Origin of the sequence: Clostridium grantii DSM 8605 (assembly GCF_900129965.1) — a bacterium.
Lineage (GTDB): Bacteria > Bacillota > Clostridia > Clostridiales > Clostridiaceae > Clostridium_AF > Clostridium_AF grantii.
On the sequence record NZ_FQXM01000030.1, the window covers coordinates 1 to 17,776 of the forward strand.

Here is a 17,776-nt window from a genome sequence, read left to right on the forward strand (position 1 = left end):
TTAGAAGATGGTCGCCATCGTTCTACTAAAATGTGGTATATCCGTACTTATGCAATCATGATGTGCCAGCACATTGATGCTTGGCAGAGCCATAATAATGATTCTTTAGATCTTAAAAAAATTATTTTTAACTAATCTATGGTTTTAAAGAATTTAAAAAAAATTCAACCTCGTAGGTTTATTTGCCATGCCCTTTTTTACAAATTGAATACTAAATTAAGCTACTTTTAGAACACAAATAGAATTCCCAGTTAATTTATTACTTTTTTTAATGTTATTTTCAATTTATTCCGAGAGTCTATCTATTACTCTATTCCATGCATTGCAGGTTGATTATAACATATAATTAGTTATTTTAACAAACGAAAAATATTTAATATTTCACTATAACAAGAAAACCATGTTATAATATACTTGAATAAAACTTAGTATATTTTAATATAAAAAACTGTAATTTACGAGGTGATTTTTACTTATGAATATAAATCAATTGACTCAAATTCTATCTGTTAACAACTTAAATTCTAATTTGATTTCCGATGAAAAAGACTCCGCTAAAACATTTTCAATGCTTCTTAGTTTAATGCTACAAAATCAAACTAGTATAAGTTCACTCTCCCTTGATAGTTCTAATTTTAATAGTTCAAATACTGAAGATAATTTTAGCGGCCTTGATAGCTTAGCCACTATGATATCAACTTTAAGAAATAACCCGGAACTTCTTACTTCCAACTTCTATGGGAATAATTCTAGTTCAGAAAAATCTACTAATTTAAATCTTTCAATAAATAATAATGAAATATCCTCTGCAATAAATTTAGCTTCACAAAAATATGGAGTAGATAGCAATTTAATTTCTGCTGTAATTAAACAAGAATCGTCTTTTAATCCTAATGCTAAATCTTCTGCAGGTGCTGAAGGTCTTATGCAGCTTATGCCTTCTACTGCAAAAGGTTTGGGTGTAACTGACTCTTTTGACATATCCCAAAATATTGATGGTGGTACAAAATATTTAAAGTCATTAATTGATAATTTTGATGGAGATGTTAAACTAGCTCTTTCCGCTTATAATGGTGGAATAGGTAGAATGAATAGACTAGGAGTAAATACTGTTAGTGAAATTTCAAAGATGCCAAAAGAAACTGTTAATTATGTATATAAAGTTATATCTAATTATGAGGACTTTAAAAATGCTTAATTTTATAAAATAATACTTTTCACAAAAGATATTAATCTTAACACAAGATTAATATCTTTTTAATTACAATTTAACTCAAAAGGTATACAATAGTAATAACTATAATTTGTAATTATTTTTAAGGAGATGATTATTTTGACTATTAATTATGCCCATAGAGGCGCTAGTGGAAATTACCCTGAAAATACTATGCTAGCCTTTGAAAAAGCTATTGAAATGGGAGCTACTGGTATTGAAACAGATGTTCAAATGACCAAAGATGGAGAACTTGTTATTCTTCATGATGAACAATTAAATAGAACTACTAACGGTAATGGTTTACTTAAAGATTATTCTTTAAAAGAAATAAAAAAATTAGATGCTGGCTCATGGTTTTCTCAAGATTATTCAAGCTGTACAATCCCTACATTAAAAGAGTTTCTAGAACTCACAAGTAAAACAAAGTTAAAAATTAACTTAGAATTAAAAAGTAATATAATACAATACCCCAATATTGAAGAAAAAGTGATAGATATGATTTATAAATATAATATGGATAACAAAGTTATTTTATCAGGTTTTAATCACTATTCCATGGTTAAATGTAAAGAAATTTCATCAAATATAAAAACTGGTCTTCTTTACATGTCTGGTCTTTATAAACCAGAAACTTACATAAAATATGTAGTCGCTGATGCCCTCCACCCATACTTTTACGCTTTAAATCAAGATATCATAACTGGTATACAAAAATCCGGTATAATGATAAATACTTTTACAGTAAACGATGAAAAATATATGAAATTCTTTGCATCCGCAAAAGTAGATGGTATTATAACAAATTATCCTGAAAAACTAAAAATCATACTGGGGGAATAATTATGAAACTAAATAAATATTCAAAAGTATTTTTGCTTGGCTTTGGCTTTTTTGCTATTAGCATTACCTGGTCTGTATATAACGCTTTCATACCCTTATTGTTAGGTAAATTTATTGAAAGCACAGCTCTTATTGGTTTTATAATGACTTTTGATAACTATTTTGCTCTTTTTATACAACCTGCCGTAGGAAGTATGAGTGATTCTATTAATACTAAATTTGGTAAAAGGATGCCTTTTATCATGATAGGCATGCCCTTAGCTGCTTTATTTATATTTATTTTACCTAATTATAGTAGTGTAAAAACTCTTATCCTATTTCTTGTTATTATGAACTTATGCATGAGCATTTTTAGATCTCCTGTAGTTTCTTTGATGCCAGATATTACTCCTCCCCAAAATAGAAGTATGGCTAACAGTATAATAAATGTCATGGGTGGACTAGGCTCTGTTCTTGGTTATTTTGTGGGCTCTATTCTATGGGGTAAAAGTGAAAAGTTTCCTTTCTATATGGCAGCAATTCTTATGCTTTTTTCCTTACTCATTCTTTTCACATTTATAAAAGAAAAAAGAGACTCTATCAACTATGAAAAAGAAACCATAAATAATCTTAGTTTTTTGAAAAATACAAAATCTCTTTTTAAAAATAAAAATACTTTATATCTTCTTTTCGCAATTTGTAGCTGGTTTATATCTTTTCAAGGCATCGAAGCCTTATTTACTCTTTATGGACAAAGGTATATTGGAGTATCAGGTGGAACAGCTGCCAGTACTTTAACCTTTATTTCTCTTTCTTTTTTATTATTTGCTGTGCCCTCTGGTATTTTAGGTACAAAATTAGGCAAGAAAAAAACCATAACACTTGGTATTATTGGTATGCTAATGTGTTTCATAATTCTAGCCTTTGTAAAAAGTATAATACTTATAAGAATTCTTTTTTCAATATGCGGCTTATTTTGGGCTATGATAAATATAAATTCCTACCCTTTTGTTACAGATATGGCTCCCGAAGGACAAGTTGGTACTTATACAGGCTTTTACTATTTCTTTTCATCTATAGCAGCCATAGTTTCTCCACCAGCACTGGGCTTTATCATGGATAAAATAGGATATCAATTCATGTTTGTTTATGGAACACTGTTCTTTGTCATAGCATTAATATTTATACTACTCATCAAAGATTCTTCTACAGAAAGCCCGATTGTTAAAGTTTCTGATTTTATTGTATAAAAAAACAGCCTATATGAATAGACTTTTTTAAGTGTCTATTCTATAGGTTCCATTTTAGTTTGATAATATTTTTTAATTAAATTGTATTTAACTTATCTTACTACAGATCCAGTTGGAAGTTCCCCTGGATTTACTACAAATAATTTATCCTTATCATCAGAAGCAGCTATTATCATTCCTTCTGATAATTCCCCTCTTAATTTAACAGGCTTTAAGTTTGCAACTATAACTACATACTTACCTACTAAATCTTCTGGTTTATAGTACTGCGCTATACCTGAAATTACTTGGCGTGTTTCTGTTCCAAATTCTAGTTTTAGTTTTAAAAGTTTTTTAGCTTTTTTAACCGGCTCGCACTCAAGTACTTTTGCTACTCTTAAATCAATCTTTTCAAAATCTTCTATTGTGATTTCTGGTTTGATTGGCTCCATTTGTGGAACTTCATTTGCTTTTATTTGAGCTTCTCTTATTTTTTCAAGCTCTTCTAATTTTTTCTCTACATCTATTCTTGGGAAAATTGGCTCTCCAACTCCTAATTTTGTTCCAGCTTTTGTTCCATCAAAAGAGGCTACGCTATCCCAGCTAGTAAGTTCAATTTTCAATTGTTCACTCATTTTTGCACTAGTATCCGGCAAGAATGATGAAACCATAACAGCTACAAATCTTAAACTTTCTATTAAGTTATATAATACTGTTCCTAGTCTTTCTTTTTTAGCTTCATCTTTTGCAAGTATCCAAGGCATAGTTTCATCTATATATTTATTACTTCTTCTAACTAAAGTCCAAATTTCATCTAAAGCTTCTGGTAATTTTAGTGCATCCATTCTAGCTTCTACTTTTCCTGGTGCTTCTAAAGCAAGTTTTATTAATTCATCATCAATATCTTCTTTTGCTGTAGGCGGTTGAATTTCTCCATCAAAATACTTATTAAGCATAGCAATAGTTCTATTTAATAAGTTTCCTAAATCATTGGCTAAATCTGCATTTGTTTTCTTAATAAATAATTCACTATTGAATATACCATCTTGGCCAAATGGAATTTCATGAAGAAGATAATATCTAACAGCATCTACTCCAAAATTTTCTACAAGTACAACTGGGTCTACCACATTACCTTTAGATTTTGACATTTTTCCGCCATCTACTAATAACCATCCATGACCAAATACTTGTTTAGGTAATTCTAACCCTAAAGCCATTAACATAATTGGCCAATAAATTGTATGGAATCTTAAAATATCTTTTCCTACTAGGTGAACATTTGCTGGCCAGTATTTTTGGTATAATTCATCATTATCTTGATCATATCCTAAAGCAGTTATATAGTTTGATAAAGCATCTACCCAAACATAGATAACGTGTTTTTCATCAAAAGAAACAGGAATTCCCCAATCAAAAGTAGTTCTTGAAACACATAAATCTTGAAGACCTGGTCTTAAGAAATTATTAAGCATTTCATTTTTTCTTGATTCTGGTTGAATAAAATCTGGATTTGCTTCAATATACTCTATTAATCTATCTGCATACTTAGACATTTTAAAGAAATAAGCTTCTTCTCTTGCTGTTTCAACTGGTCTTCCGCAATCAGGACAATTTCCATTTACTAATTGAGTTTCAGTCCAGAAAGATTCACAAGGAGTACAATATCTTCCTTCATAATGGTCTTTATAAATATCTCCTTGATCATAAAGTTGTTTAAATATTCTTTGAACAGTTTTCTTATGATAATCATCTGTAGTTCTAATAAATTTATCATAATCAATATTCATCAACTTCCAAAGATCTTTTATTCCGTCCACAACTACATCAATATACTCTTTTGGTGTAACCCCTTTTTCTTCAGCAATTCTTTGAAGTTTTTGGCCATGCTCGTCTGTGCCTGTTAAGAAAAATGTATCATACCCTGTAGTTTTCTTAAATCTTGCAATAGCATCAGCTGCAACCGTAGTGTATGTGTTTCCTATATGAAGATTTGCTGATGGATAATAAATTGGTGTTGTAATATAATAATTCCCTTTACTCATTTTCTTCCTCCTAGTTTGATTGATTTTTGAACACAAAAAAGCCCTAAGCAATATTTTACTTAGAGACGTATATACGCGGTACCACCCTATTTTATCTTTATATCACTATAAAGACCTTAATAAGTGACTCCTCCTAAAATGGATTTTATCACCCTACAATATAACGGTTGCTACCGAAAAACCTTACTTAATTTCAGGCAATTTGCTCCAAGGCCATGTTCATAAATTTCTATGTTGCTAGTTCTCACCTTTCCTAGCTCTCTTTAAACACTTTCATTTACTACTCTTCTCTTCAACGCAATGCAAAATATATTCTTATACTAAAATATTATGATAAATACGCTCTTATGTCAATATGATATCCCAAAATTAAATAATTATTCCACTGAACTCTTACAAATATTATGATATAATTTATTTGGTGCGAAATAAATAACTTGTATTTTTAAATTAATCAAAGATAAATCTTATATAGAAAGGTTGATATTCCATGAATGAAAAAGTTCTTTTAGTTGAAGACGAGGCATCTATAAGAAGATTTACAAAAATAGTTTTAAAAAAGCATGGTTTTAATGTATTGGAAGCTGATTCTGGTGAAGCAGGACTTGATATTGTAAATCAGGAAAGTCCTTTAGTTGTTCTTTTAGATGTAATGCTCCCAGGTATTAATGGGTTCGAAGTTTGCAAAAAAATAAGAGAAACTAATCCTAATATAGGCATTATTATGTTAACCGCCAGAAGCCAAGATAAAGACAAAATCGAAGGGTTAAATCATGGAGCTGATGATTATTTGGTAAAACCTTTTAATCCTTTAGAACTTTCTGCACGCATTCAATCATTATTGAGAAGAATGGACTCTAAATCTAAAAGTAATAATCTTATATCTGGCCCTTTTAAAATTGATTTAGACGCTAAACTAGTATCCAAGGACAATCTTCAGCTAAACCTTACACCCAAAGAATTTCTTTTGCTTAAAATCCTAATAGAAAACAAAAATAAGGTGTTAAACAGGTCCGAGCTATTAGATTTAGTATGGGGTTATAATTACATTGGTGACCCTAAAATTGTAGATGTTAACGTCCGTCGTTTAAGAAGTAAACTTGAAAAAAATCCTTCCGAGCCTGATTATGTAGAAACCATATGGGGTATGGGATATATATGGAAGGAGAATTGATTTGAAATCCATAAAAAGAAAATTAACTTTAAGTTATTTAGTTATAATTATAATAACTGTTTTACTTGCGGAAGTAGGTTTAATTTCACTATTGCAAAAGTATTATTACTCTAATGCTAAAGAGATTTTAGTAAATGAAATAGAATTATCCTCAAATTTTTATAATACATATCTCTCAAATGAATCATTGGAAAAAAACATTGCTAATGATGTTGATATATTTTGGAAAAACACAAATGCGGAAGTTCAAATTCTCGATATTAATGGAAATATTTTAATGGATTCCATAGGTTTTTTTCCTGCTTCAGCTATAAAAACAAAAGACTTTTCTTCTGCTTTGATGAATGAATTAGGATATAATATTGAAATCTCTGAACAAACTAATGAAAAATTAATGAGTGTAGCTTATCCATTAAAATCCAACACAGAAATAGTGGGGGTACTAAGATTTGTAACCTCCTTAAGAAAAATCGATGCTACTATTTCTAGGATATCTTATTATTTATTTGGTTTGGGTTTATTAATTATATTTGTATCCGCAATTGTTAGTATATTTATCGCTTCTACTATAACTAAACCACTCTCAATAATAACTAAGGGTGCTGAAAATCTAGCTAAAGGAAATTATAACGAAGAAATAGAAAAAATAAGTGAGGATGAATTAGGTAAATTAACTGATACTCTTAATATTATGTCGAAAGAAATTTTAAAGAATGCTAAATTGAAGGATGAATTTATAGCCTCAGTTTCTCATGAACTTAGAACTCCATTGACTTCTATTAAAGGGTGGGCTATAACCTTAGAGTATATAGCCCCAAAAGATTCCGATGATTTTAAAGAAGGATTAAAAATTATAGAAAATGAAACGGATAGATTAAGCACCTTAGTGGAAGATTTATTAGACTTCTCAAAATTGTCCTCTGGAAAAATAACTTTATCTAAAACTAAAACTGATTTAAATTATTTTCTAGAAGAATTTATAAAAAAAATAAAACCAAGAATTCTAAATTTAGATATTAATCTGACTACAAATTTTGAAAGTAATCTTCCTTTTATTAATATTGATCAAAATAGATTAACTCAAACAATATTAAATGTTCTAGACAATTCTTTTAATTTTACATTACCCGGAGATTATATATATATAAAAACAAAAATAAAAAATAATTTTATTTTTATTACTATCGAAGATACAGGGTCAGGTATTTCCTCAAAAGATTTACCTCATATTACACAAAAATTTTATAAAGGTAAAAACTCTAATTCTAAAAATGGAATAGGTTTATCTATCTGCAAAGAAATCATGAATCTTCATAATGGAGATTTATTTATTGAAAGTACAGAGGGCAAAGGAACTATTGTTAAATTATCACTTCCTTTACAATAATACTTGTAAAATTATTAATAACTTTGTAACCTAATATTTTTTTAATGCTTTATAATTAAATATATACTAAAAATAAAGGGAGGCATCATGATGAAACATAAAAAATATATATTTTTAATTACTTTCATAGTTTTGTTTATAACTACACTAACATCATGCAATACCTCTAAAATATCCTACACCGCTGAAATTTCGCCCCCAGAAAAAAATAATATTTCTCTATATGGTACATGGATAGTAGAAAACACCTTGGTTCCCTTAGATTTTACTGAATCAAAACCTAATACCTCCTCACTTTTAGGTACCTATCTTATCTTTACAAAAGATAAAGCTGATATAAATAGTTCTGAATACTTTAACTTGAATTATAAAATAAAATCAGTTTGTGCTGAGGATTACTTCATTAATAGCTATAAATTAAATCCTAAAAGCATAAATTTTCGTAGTGATTATATAAAAGTAGTAACCCTTAGTAGTGAAAATGTATTTTTAAATAATTTTGCTTTTATAAATGAAGACTCTGTTGTCACATCCTTTAATGATATATTATATTATTTAAAAAGAGTAGACGATAAGGAAACAACGGAAACATCTAAATCTAAAGCAAGCCAATTAATAGAAAACATTTCCCCTACCATAACATCTAGCTTGATACAAAGTGATTCTATGGTAGAGGAAGAAAAAGATTCCTTAGAGAATAATTTAACTCAATCTGGTATACTTTTAGGCCTAAAAAGCTATGAAAAAAAAGATACTGAAACTCCTTATTTGATAAATGACAACGTAATGGAACCTACTTATAGAACTCTATGGATTTCCTTTAATGGATATTATGTAAATCCAGTTAAAGAAGTTCCTACTATTTTACTCCCAAGAAAAACAGGTTTCTGGCGAATTGATGTAAATAGAGTGCTAGGAAATAATTATGTACAAGATTACCTATCAGCTATACCTTTAAATTCAAATAGCTCCACACAAAAAAATAGTAGGCCATTATATGAAGATATAGAATTTAATCACTTGTTAGATATAAATTTTATTGGCAATGATTATTTGTCGCTTAATTATAAAGGAATCACTTTAGAAAAAAATGAAACATCTTATTTTAATTATGAATTTATGAGAATGATTTCTATTGATACTTTATATAGTAATAATGAAACCTCAATACCGATCAAAAAAATATTAGGAGAATCCGGTTATACATTGTTACAAGAAGGCGCTATTGCTTTTCTAAATTCAGTAGATGACAAAACTAAAAACTCTTTAAATTCTTCTGTAGATGAGCTAAGTTATGGAGTTACTCGAGAAAATGGTCAGTGGATTTTAAAAGGATCTCTAGATATTATTGATAAAGCTGCTAAAGGAACACTATGTAGTTTTCCTATTCCTATGGTTCCTCCTAGAGAATTAGTTTCTTTTGATACTTTATATCCATCTTGGTTATCTATAAAAGAAAAAGTTCCTGAGGCCGTAGATGCTTATTCTTCTCCAATAGAAAATTTTGTTATAATTCTTACAGACAAAAAAATTCTTCTTTATTCTATGGAAAATGGAGTTCTATCAAGTAGTTCTCTTTTAGAAATAGATTTAAAAGAAGGTGAAATTCCCGTAATGTCACAATGGGCTACTGGAAATTATGTAGACTCTTGGACTGAAACAGTAAATTTATTAAAAAATAATTTAAAGGATTGATTACATGAATAACAAAAGAATTCCTCATACTAAAACACTTAACTTTTTTTTAATGGCATCATTTCTTGTAATGTCTGTTTTACTATCTGGATGTGCTAGAAATACACCAGAGAACAACAATAACAATTCAACTACACTTATAGAAGAAGATAAATCTTCACAGCCAACTGAAAATAGCACTAAAAATGAAACTCCTTCTGAAATCAAAGAAGATGCAAATAATTCCACTGATAATGACACCGTAGCTGATCCTGAAAAAATAGCTTATTTAACCTTTGATGATGGCCCTTCTACAGAAGTTACACCTGAAATACTAAAGGTCCTTGATGAATATAATGTTAAAGCCACTTTTTTTGTACTAGGTTTGAAAGCTGAAAGATTTCCTGAACTCGTACTACAAGAACATAACAATGGTCATATAGTTGCTAATCACACTTATGGACATGATGAAGAATATTTATATGCTAACCCTGACAATTTTATGAAAGATATTCATAAAGCTGAAGATGTGCTAAAAGAAATTATACCTGGTTATGATTATAAATTAATCAGATTCCCTCAAGGAGCTTTCCAAAAAAGCAAAGCAGCCCATAGAGAAGTTGTTTCTGCTGCCGGTTATCACTATGTAGATTGGAATTGTATAAATGGAGATTATTTAGCTAATACACTAGAAACAGATAAAATTCTTGAACAAATAAAAGAAACCTATAATAATCAAAAAAAACTTATTGTACTGATGCATGATGCTACTCCAAAAACTACCACTGCAGAAGCTTTACCAGCCGTAATTGAATTTTTGCAACAAGAAGGTTACACCTTTAAAACCTTAGAAGCATTAACAAAATAGTTCAAATGTATGTAAAAATCTTTATCATAATTTTCTTGTAAATACCCCCATAATAAATTAATATTATAAAGATAACTTACATGGGGGTATTTTATGTTTATAAATAGAAAAGTAACTAAAGATGTTTTAAAATTAGCTTTACCTGCAGTAGGTGAAATGATTTTATATATGATGATATGGGTTTTAGATACTATGATGGTAGGAAGATATGGTGGTAAAACTGCCGTAAGTGCTGTGGGTTTATCCTCTGAAATTCTTTATACCTTTGTAAATATATTTATTTCTATAGGTATTTCTGTGGCTATGACTTCACTTGTTGCAAGAAAATTTGGAGCTAATGATATTTCTGCCACCGAAAAATTTGCAACTATTGGATTCGTAATCGGAACTTTATTGTCACTTATAATAACCATCACACTTTTTGTATTTGCCAAGGATATTTTAATTCTAGCAGGTGCTAATTCTAACGTTTTACGTTTGGGAACAATTTATATGAAGATAGTTTCTTTTGGATTATTCTTTAATATGCTAACCGCTATGCTAAATGGTATATTAAGAGGATATGGAAACACGTTAACTCCATTAATTACATCTGGGATTATAAATATTATTAATTTAAGTTTGGATGCTATTCTGATATTCGGCTTATTTAACTTTCCTGAGCTAGGTATTGCTGGTGCTGCTATAGCTACTGCTGTAGCTCATACTATTGGTTTTATATTCTCTTCTATATATCTATGGAAAAAATCAAATATAAAACTACGCCCTAAATTATTACTAAGCTATTCAATAACTGATGTAAAAGAAGTTATTAAATTGGCAATTCCTTCCTCCCTTCAAGAAGCCTCTTTTGATATCAGTCGTTTACTTTGCGTATTTATGATAATGCGTATAGGAGAGGTATCATTTGCTGCTAACCAAATAACCACCACCATAGAATCTTTATCCTTTATGCCTGGTTGGGGTTTTGCTATTGCAGCTACCACTTTAGTAGGTCAAAAAACAGGTGAGAAAAAGTATAAAGAAGCTAAAGAATATGCTTATGCCTCTGTTGCCTTAGGTACCTTTTTAATGGGTATATGTTCATTGATTTTCTTTCTATTTCCTACGTTCTTTATAAAACTATTTATAACTAAAGATGAAGTAGATGTAATTACTCTAGGAATACAATGCTTGAAAATAGCTGCTCTTGAACAAATTCCTATAGCCATCTCTATGATATTAGGAGGTGCCTTAAAAGGAGCTGGTGATACAAAAATCCCTTTTAAAATATCCTTCATCTCAAGTTGGTTTATAAGATTACCTTTAATGTATTACTTTATTTATATAATGAACTTCTCCGTAGTTTATGTTTGGTGGATAACTGCAGTTCAGTGGATTTTTGAGGCTGTTTTTATGATATTTGTATTTAGGAAAAAGCTTACTTCTAGGTTTGTTCAATAGCTTCTGTAGGGGTCGGTTTCCACGCCGACCAGTACCCACTACAACGAGTGGGTATGCTATAACGGGCGGGCATTGAAACCCGACCCTACAAACTTAAATATTATATTACAGTCGTTCCATTAAAATCAGGTTTTAACAAATGAACTTCCCACTCATTGTCTAGGGTAGCTAAAAAAGCTTCCATTTTATCTACAAATTCCGAATTATCTTCATGTATGATAGCCATCAATGTAGGCCCTGATCCGCTAACAAATTCTGCTAAAGCACCAAACTCTTCAGACTTTCTAAAAACATCATCTGCGTTATTAATCAATGTCTTACGATATTCTTGATGAATTTTATCTCCCATTGCTACTCTTAGTTTGTCCAATTCATTATTATTCAAAGCATTTACAAGTAATGCTGCTCTAGATATATTATATACACAATCTTCTCTGGTATAATTTTTAGGTAATACTTGTCTTGCTTCTTCAGTACTCGTTTTAAAATTTGGTATCATAACTACCATACTTAAACTCTTTGGAACTTTCACCTTTGAGTAAATAACTTGCTTTTCTACCATAGTAGATATAACCATTCCACCTAAAAAAGCTGGAACAACATTATCAGGATGTCCCTCTATTTCAGTAGCTTCTTTTATTATATCTTCTTTTGATAATATATTTCCCAGGAAAGTATTTGCCGCAACTATAGCTGCTACAATACAAGAGGAACTACTCCCCATACCTCTTGAAAGGGGTATCTTGGCTTTAGATATATTTATTCTAAAACCTTTTATTTCGTAATTATATTTCCTTAATATTTTTAAAAAACTGTTTATTATTAAATTCTCTTTTATAGGGATATCAGTTTCTTTCCCTTCGCTATAAAATTCATAACCTTGCTTTATTTCTTCAAATTCAATTTCATTATAATATTGTAACGCCATACCAAAAACATCGAAACCTGGCCCCATATTGGCAGTAGTAGCTGGCACTCTAACTTTTATCATATTCTGCACGTCCTTTAAGTTGTGTTTTCTTTTGAATTATAATATCATATCAAATTGCTATATTCAATATTTTTGTAATAATAATTAATTATTTTGTATAAATATAGAATCCTTTTAAAATCTACTTCTATTAGTTTATCCTTCTTTCTCAAAAACACACTTTATTTCTTCCTTGAGTTTTAGCCTTATATAAATTATTATCTGCATCTTTAATAGCACTTGTGAAATTTTCACTGTTACATTCTTTAAAACCACCACTTATAGTGATTTTTATCCCATTAAAGTCGTAGCCTTCAACTTTACTTCTTATAGCTTGTCCTATTTCAATCATTTGTTCTACTTCTAAGTGCTTTAGAACAATCAAAAATTCTTCTCCACCATATCTACCTACAAACCCCATATCCGCTACTATATTTTTTATAAGTAAAGCTACTTCTTTTAAAATATAATCACCTTTTTGATGTCCATATTGATCATTTACAACTTTAAAATAATCAATATCCATCATTATTATTCCTACAGTATAATTCTCATCAATATGCCCTATTAATGTAGTTTTTAAAATATTTAAAATTTCGGTATGGTTGTATAAATTTGTAAGCAAATCAGTTTTTGATAATTTTTCTAATTGTTTTTTCTCTATAAATAGTTGAAGTTTTAACTTATATTTACTCAAAGAGGACATCCATATGAAAAAAGATAACCCCATTACTACCATTACATTTATAGTTGAATATATTATATTATCTTTAAAATATAGTATTAACAAAGATAATATTATTGAAGGGATTATAGAAATCATAAAACTTACAATAGGTGAATGATAAAGCATTTCCACTACTACAAATAACATAATTACATGTGCGGTTAATCCTAAAGATGAATTTATATCTATCATAGTTGCCAAAATACCCCAAAACATTATAATCCCAATATCAATATATATATAAGATTTTTTGTTTTTAACCTGACCTTCTTTTAGCCACTTTTTCAATCTAAAATATTCCACAAATCCAAATACTATTGGAGATGCTTGTATGATATATTCAACATTAATGGGCCTATTAAAATCTTGTATCCATAGTTGAAATAAACATACTATCAAATCCGAAACAGCAATTATAAAGAAAAAAATATGCAAAGTGTATATATTCTCTTTTAGAACATCTTGAATAAAACCTTTTTTATCATACTCAATTTTTTTCATCATATGCATACCTCATGTCTTATATTTTTAGTTTAAGAATACTGTTTTATGTTCTTTATTCCATTATATTATACTTGCACTACCTTTACAATTTCTAATAAATGTATAATATTATTTTTTTACTTATTGAACATAATATTCACTATAGTAATAGCTGCAATAATTGCTGTTAAGTCCGCTAATAATGCTGCCCAAAGCGTATGTCTTATTTTTTTTATATTCACTGCCCCAAAATAAACTGTTAAAGTATAAAAAATAGTTTCCGTAGTTCCTATAATTACTGAAGCTAGTATTCCTATGTATGTATCAGCTCCATATTCTTTAAGTATGGATACAAAAACTCCTTGAGCTCCACTTCCTGATAAAGGTTTTATCATGACTAATGGAAGTATTTCTGGTGGAAGTCCTATAAAATCAACTAATGGCTTTGCAAGATAAATCAAATAATCTAAAGCCCCAGAGGATCTAAAAATTCCTACTGCTACTAACATTGCTAATAAGTATGGATAAATATTGAAACATAATGTAAGACCTTCCTTTGCCCCCTCCACAAAACATTCATAAACTTTAACTTTCTTTATCCCGCCATAAATCACTATAAAAACAATAAGTATAGGAATAATAGATATTATAAAATATTTCAATTGATTTCCTCCAATCTTTTAATGATGCCATTATATCAAAAAAACCTTTCTAAAATTTTGCAATAAAAAATTCCCATAATTGAAGCAAATCCTGTAGCTAGTATAGCCGGTACTATTATCACTCCCGGATTAGAAGATCCACAGGCTGCTCTCATTGAAATTACTGAGGTGGGTATTAATTGTATACAAGCCGCATTTAAAACTAAAAATAAAGCCATATCATTAGTTGCTGTATCTTTATCCTTATTTCCCTTTTGCATTTCCTCCATTGCTTTCACGCCAAAAGGTGTAGCAGCATTAGACAACCCCATCATATTGGAAGTTAAATTCATTAATATACTGCCCATAGCTTCTGGAGAAGCGGTTTTAAACAAAACTCTTAAAATAGGATTTAAAAGTTTAGATAATTTATCTGTTATACCACTTTTTTGAGCAATCTTCATTACACCACTCCATAAACACATTAAACCAATTAATCCAATAATCAAAGTTACTGAATCTTCTGTAGAATTTATAATTGACTTAGATAAAATTTCTCCTTTTCCTGTAGCTAGTCCAAAAATAACGCCTATTGCAATAATAAAAAACCAAATAATATTAATCATGTGTACTCCTTTTATTCAGTAATATTAGTATATTTTATGAGCTATATTTTAGATTTATGTAAACATAAAAAAATAAACCTAGATACCATTTATTGATATCTAGGTTTGCTTTTTAATTATTCACCATATAATTCAGCTATTTTTATAATAACTTCAACGGCTTTCTCCATAGAAGATAATGGTACAAACTCAAATTTACCATGAAAATTGTGTCCTCCAGCAAAAATATTTGGAGTTGGCAATCCCATAAAGGAAAGCCTTGCTCCATCAGTTCCGCCTCTAATTGGGTCGACAATCGCTTCTATCCCACATAGTTCCATTGCTTTCTTAGCTTTATCTACTATATACATTTTATCCTCAAATTTTTTCTTCATGTTAAAATACTGATCTTTTATTTCAATAGTTATAGTTCCCTCACCATATCTTTGATTTAATTCTTTTTCTAAAGAAAATAAAAATTCTTTTCTTTTTTCAAAATTTTCTCTACAAAAATCTCTTATAATTAGCTCTAAACTTGTATCTTCAACTGAACCTTTAAAATCTGTCAAGAAGTAAAACCCTTCATATCCACAAGTTTTTTCAGGAACTTCATCTTTGGGTAGTTTATTCATCAATTCATTCCCTATAAAAATAGAATTTATCATTTTACCTTTTGCACTACCTGGGTGAACATTTCTTCCTTTTACGTTAATTTTAACTCCTGCTGCATTAAAATTTTCAAATTGCAATTCCCCAATTTTACCACCATCCATAGTATAAGCTAATTGAGCTCCAAATTTTTCAACATCAAAGTAATCTGCCCCTTGACCTATTTCTTCATCTGGAGTAAATCCAATACGTATTTTACCATGTTTAATTTCTGGATGGGCTATTAAATACTCCATAGCTGTGATTATTTCAGCTATTCCTGCTTTATCATCTGCTCCTAATAATGTAGTTCCATCTGTAGTAATTAATGTATGTGATTTATACTGTTTTAATTCTGGGAAGTCTTTAACCTTCATAATAATATTTTCTTCTTTATTTAATAAAATATCTTTCCCATCATAATTTTCTATTATATTAGGTTTTACATTTGTCCCTGAATAATCAGGCGCTGTATCCATATGAGCTATAAATCCAATTGTAGGAATACTTTTTTCTATATTCGATGGCAAAGTAGCCATAACATAAGCTTTCTCATCTACAGATACCTCTACTAATCCTATATCTTTTAACTCTTTAACTAACTCTTTAGCAAATACAAGCTGGCTTTCCGTACTAGGAGTTTTGTTAGCATCTTCATCTGCTCTTGTATCAACTTTCACATATCTTAAAAATCTTTCTTTTAAATTATCCATTATATTCCTCCGATAGTTATATATTCTGATTCTTTTATTATAAACTATATAAGAAAATTATAATAGATTTACTTAGAAACAGAAATATTGGTTTTAACTTTAACATTTATTGGATATTCTATTGCTCCTTCATTAGCATCGTTTGAAGTTACCTTTATTATTCCTTCCCCTGAAAAAGAACTAGTTAAACTTTTTATAATCCCACTTTCTTTATCTAAATATAATTCGCCCTCTTCTTTTCCTTTTAAATCAAATTCATAAGCATTAGCGTTTATTATTTTTTTACTTAATTGCTCATTTGTAGTAAATTCTGATTTTCTATCAACCTTAAAAGTTTCATCAGATATTTCTACTACTTTAAATTCACTTTTTACATCAAAATCAATTATTTCTTTCATCTCTCCTTCAGTAGTCCATTTCTCTCCCTTTTTAACTCCTTGGTCTTTATACAAAATATTCATGTTATTTATTTTACTTATAAAATTATCTTTACCGAATTCTTCATAAATCAATTTTGAAGTCTTTTCTTTTTCCTCATAACTGTCAAATTGTATATTTTCAATTCCATCCTTTATGCTTTCATCTAAACCAACAACTTCATCTACTTTCCCATCTTGCCTAACATAAACAACAAAAGTTTTATCTATTAAATAAGATAGCACTTTGCTGACTTTATTATCTTGTATCTCATTAAATTCAGAACTATATTGTATACTTTCTTGTCCGTTTATAGTAAAACTAGCACTTATAGATTTCATTGTAACCATAAACTCTAAATTTTTTCTTTCATCAACAGTTTTAAGAAAAACTCCGTAATTAACTGTTTTTTTGATTTTATTTAATTCTGTTATTTCTTCTAATGCATTAACTATATCTTTCTCAAAATTTTCTTCCACTTGAAACATATCTCCTTGCTTTAACTTTAATTTAACATCTACTTTATTCATAGAGCAAGCTGGAATAAAAATTGTAATAATCAACATAATAATCATATATCTAAATTTCATCTTCAAAAATATAACCTCCCTTATTTCGAATTACTATATAATTAGTATTAATTTTTAATAAGGTTTTTATTATAAAAAAACAGTTTTTTTGTTGTAAAATTTATTTATTCAAAATTTATTTTCTAAA

The 17,776-nt window shown here is 29.0% G+C and carries 15 protein-coding genes and 1 other annotated feature; of the genes, 8 read left to right on the top strand and 7 right to left on the bottom strand.

Annotated features, from left to right (window positions below; all coding sequences use genetic code 11):
* The first annotated feature begins 475 nt into the window (after positions 1-475).
* The 3 genes from BUB83_RS17970 (at position 476) to BUB83_RS17980 (ending at position 3,285) form a co-directional block, all read left to right on the top strand.
* The gene (locus BUB83_RS17970) at positions 476-1,198 is read left to right on the top strand and encodes a lytic transglycosylase domain-containing protein (protein WP_073340418.1); all 723 of its coding nucleotides are present in this window, start codon (positions 476-478) and stop codon (positions 1,196-1,198) included.
* A 126-nt stretch (positions 1,199-1,324) separates the two neighbouring features.
* Positions 1,325-2,056, top strand: coding sequence for a glycerophosphodiester phosphodiesterase (locus BUB83_RS17975; protein WP_073340419.1), 732 nt, complete (start codon positions 1,325-1,327; stop codon positions 2,054-2,056).
* 2 nt (positions 2,057-2,058) lie between these two features.
* The gene (locus BUB83_RS17980) at positions 2,059-3,285 is read left to right on the top strand and encodes an SLC45 family MFS transporter (protein WP_073340422.1); all 1,227 of its coding nucleotides are present in this window, start codon (positions 2,059-2,061) and stop codon (positions 3,283-3,285) included.
* Between the two features lie 92 nt (positions 3,286-3,377).
* Here BUB83_RS17980 and metG read toward each other — a convergent pair whose 3' ends face one another.
* Positions 3,378-5,309: a methionine--tRNA ligase gene (gene metG / locus BUB83_RS17985; RefSeq protein WP_073340423.1), complete on the bottom strand. Its 1,932-nt coding sequence runs from the start codon at positions 5,307-5,309 to the stop codon at positions 3,378-3,380.
* 58 nt (positions 5,310-5,367) lie between these two features.
* Positions 5,368-5,614: a binding site (T-box leader), on the bottom strand.
* Between the two features lie 185 nt (positions 5,615-5,799).
* On the opposite strand from metG, the gene BUB83_RS17990 reads away from it, so the two are divergent.
* From BUB83_RS17990 to BUB83_RS18010, 5 genes are all read left to right on the top strand, one after another.
* Positions 5,800-6,483: a response regulator transcription factor gene (locus BUB83_RS17990; RefSeq protein ID WP_073340426.1), complete on the top strand. Its 684-nt coding sequence runs from the start codon at positions 5,800-5,802 to the stop codon at positions 6,481-6,483.
* A 1-nt stretch (position 6,484) separates the two neighbouring features.
* Positions 6,485-7,870, top strand: coding sequence for a sensor histidine kinase (locus tag BUB83_RS17995; RefSeq protein ID WP_073340428.1), 1,386 nt, complete (start codon positions 6,485-6,487; stop codon positions 7,868-7,870).
* 90 nt (positions 7,871-7,960) lie between these two features.
* On the top strand, positions 7,961-9,565 hold the full coding sequence (locus BUB83_RS18000) for a hypothetical protein (RefSeq protein WP_073340431.1): 1,605 nt from the start codon (positions 7,961-7,963) through the stop codon (positions 9,563-9,565).
* Between the two features lie 4 nt (positions 9,566-9,569).
* A complete protein-coding gene (locus tag BUB83_RS18005) occupies positions 9,570-10,412 on the top strand; it encodes a polysaccharide deacetylase family protein (protein WP_073340434.1) in 843 nt (280 codons plus the stop codon).
* Positions 10,413-10,505: 93 nt separating this feature from the next.
* The gene (locus tag BUB83_RS18010; RefSeq protein ID WP_073340436.1) at positions 10,506-11,855 is read left to right on the top strand and encodes an MATE family efflux transporter; all 1,350 of its coding nucleotides are present in this window, start codon (positions 10,506-10,508) and stop codon (positions 11,853-11,855) included.
* 100 nt (positions 11,856-11,955) lie between these two features.
* Here the strand turns inward: BUB83_RS18010 and thrB are convergent, their stop codons facing one another.
* The 6 genes from thrB to BUB83_RS18040 all read right to left on the bottom strand — a co-directional run bounded on the left by thrB (position 11,956) and on the right by BUB83_RS18040 (position 17,649).
* Complete coding sequence (thrB, locus tag BUB83_RS18015) at positions 11,956-12,846, bottom strand: homoserine kinase (RefSeq protein WP_073340439.1); 891 nt, start codon at positions 12,844-12,846, stop codon at positions 11,956-11,958.
* Positions 12,847-12,994: 148 nt separating this feature from the next.
* A complete protein-coding gene (locus BUB83_RS18020) occupies positions 12,995-14,056 on the bottom strand; it encodes a GGDEF domain-containing protein (RefSeq protein ID WP_073340440.1) in 1,062 nt (353 codons plus the stop codon).
* A 116-nt stretch (positions 14,057-14,172) separates the two neighbouring features.
* Positions 14,173-14,697, bottom strand: a complete 525-nt coding sequence (locus BUB83_RS18025) for a spore maturation protein (RefSeq protein ID WP_073340443.1) — start codon at positions 14,695-14,697, stop codon at positions 14,173-14,175.
* A 35-nt stretch (positions 14,698-14,732) separates the two neighbouring features.
* Positions 14,733-15,302 carry a nucleoside recognition domain-containing protein gene (locus tag BUB83_RS18030; protein WP_073340444.1) on the bottom strand — a complete coding sequence of 190 codons (570 nt, stop codon included), beginning with the start codon at positions 15,300-15,302 and terminating at the stop codon, positions 14,733-14,735.
* A gap of 116 nt (positions 15,303-15,418) precedes the next feature.
* Complete coding sequence (pepT, locus tag BUB83_RS18035) at positions 15,419-16,642, bottom strand: peptidase T (protein ID WP_073340447.1); 1,224 nt, start codon at positions 16,640-16,642, stop codon at positions 15,419-15,421.
* Positions 16,643-16,710: 68 nt separating this feature from the next.
* Positions 16,711-17,649, bottom strand: a complete 939-nt coding sequence (locus BUB83_RS18040; protein ID WP_242950709.1) for a DUF6263 family protein — start codon at positions 17,647-17,649, stop codon at positions 16,711-16,713.
* Positions 17,650-17,776: the final 127 nt, after the last annotated feature.

Coding starts and splice junctions, on each gene's coding strand:
- metG (WP_073340423.1), bottom strand. CDS start 5,309: ATGAGTAAAGGGAATTATTATATTACAACACCAATTTATTATCCATCA.
- BUB83_RS18005 (WP_073340434.1), top strand. CDS start 9,570: ATGAATAACAAAAGAATTCCTCATACTAAAACACTTAACTTTTTTTTA.
- BUB83_RS18000 (WP_073340431.1), top strand. CDS start 7,961: ATGAAACATAAAAAATATATATTTTTAATTACTTTCATAGTTTTGTTT.
- pepT (WP_073340447.1), bottom strand. CDS start 16,642: ATGGATAATTTAAAAGAAAGATTTTTAAGATATGTGAAAGTTGATACA.
- thrB (WP_073340439.1), bottom strand. CDS start 12,846: ATGATAAAAGTTAGAGTGCCAGCTACTACTGCCAATATGGGGCCAGGT.
- BUB83_RS17975 (WP_073340419.1), top strand. CDS start 1,325: ATGATTATTTTGACTATTAATTATGCCCATAGAGGCGCTAGTGGAAAT.
- BUB83_RS18010 (WP_073340436.1), top strand. CDS start 10,506: ATGTTTATAAATAGAAAAGTAACTAAAGATGTTTTAAAATTAGCTTTA.
- BUB83_RS18040 (WP_242950709.1), bottom strand. CDS start 17,649: ATGAAATTTAGATATATGATTATTATGTTGATTATTACAATTTTTATT.
- BUB83_RS18020 (WP_073340440.1), bottom strand. CDS start 14,056: ATGATGAAAAAAATTGAGTATGATAAAAAAGGTTTTATTCAAGATGTT.
- BUB83_RS17990 (WP_073340426.1), top strand. CDS start 5,800: ATGAATGAAAAAGTTCTTTTAGTTGAAGACGAGGCATCTATAAGAAGA.
- BUB83_RS17980 (WP_073340422.1), top strand. CDS start 2,059: ATGAAACTAAATAAATATTCAAAAGTATTTTTGCTTGGCTTTGGCTTT.
- BUB83_RS17970 (WP_073340418.1), top strand. CDS start 476: ATGAATATAAATCAATTGACTCAAATTCTATCTGTTAACAACTTAAAT.
- BUB83_RS18030 (WP_073340444.1), bottom strand. CDS start 15,302: ATGATTAATATTATTTGGTTTTTTATTATTGCAATAGGCGTTATTTTT.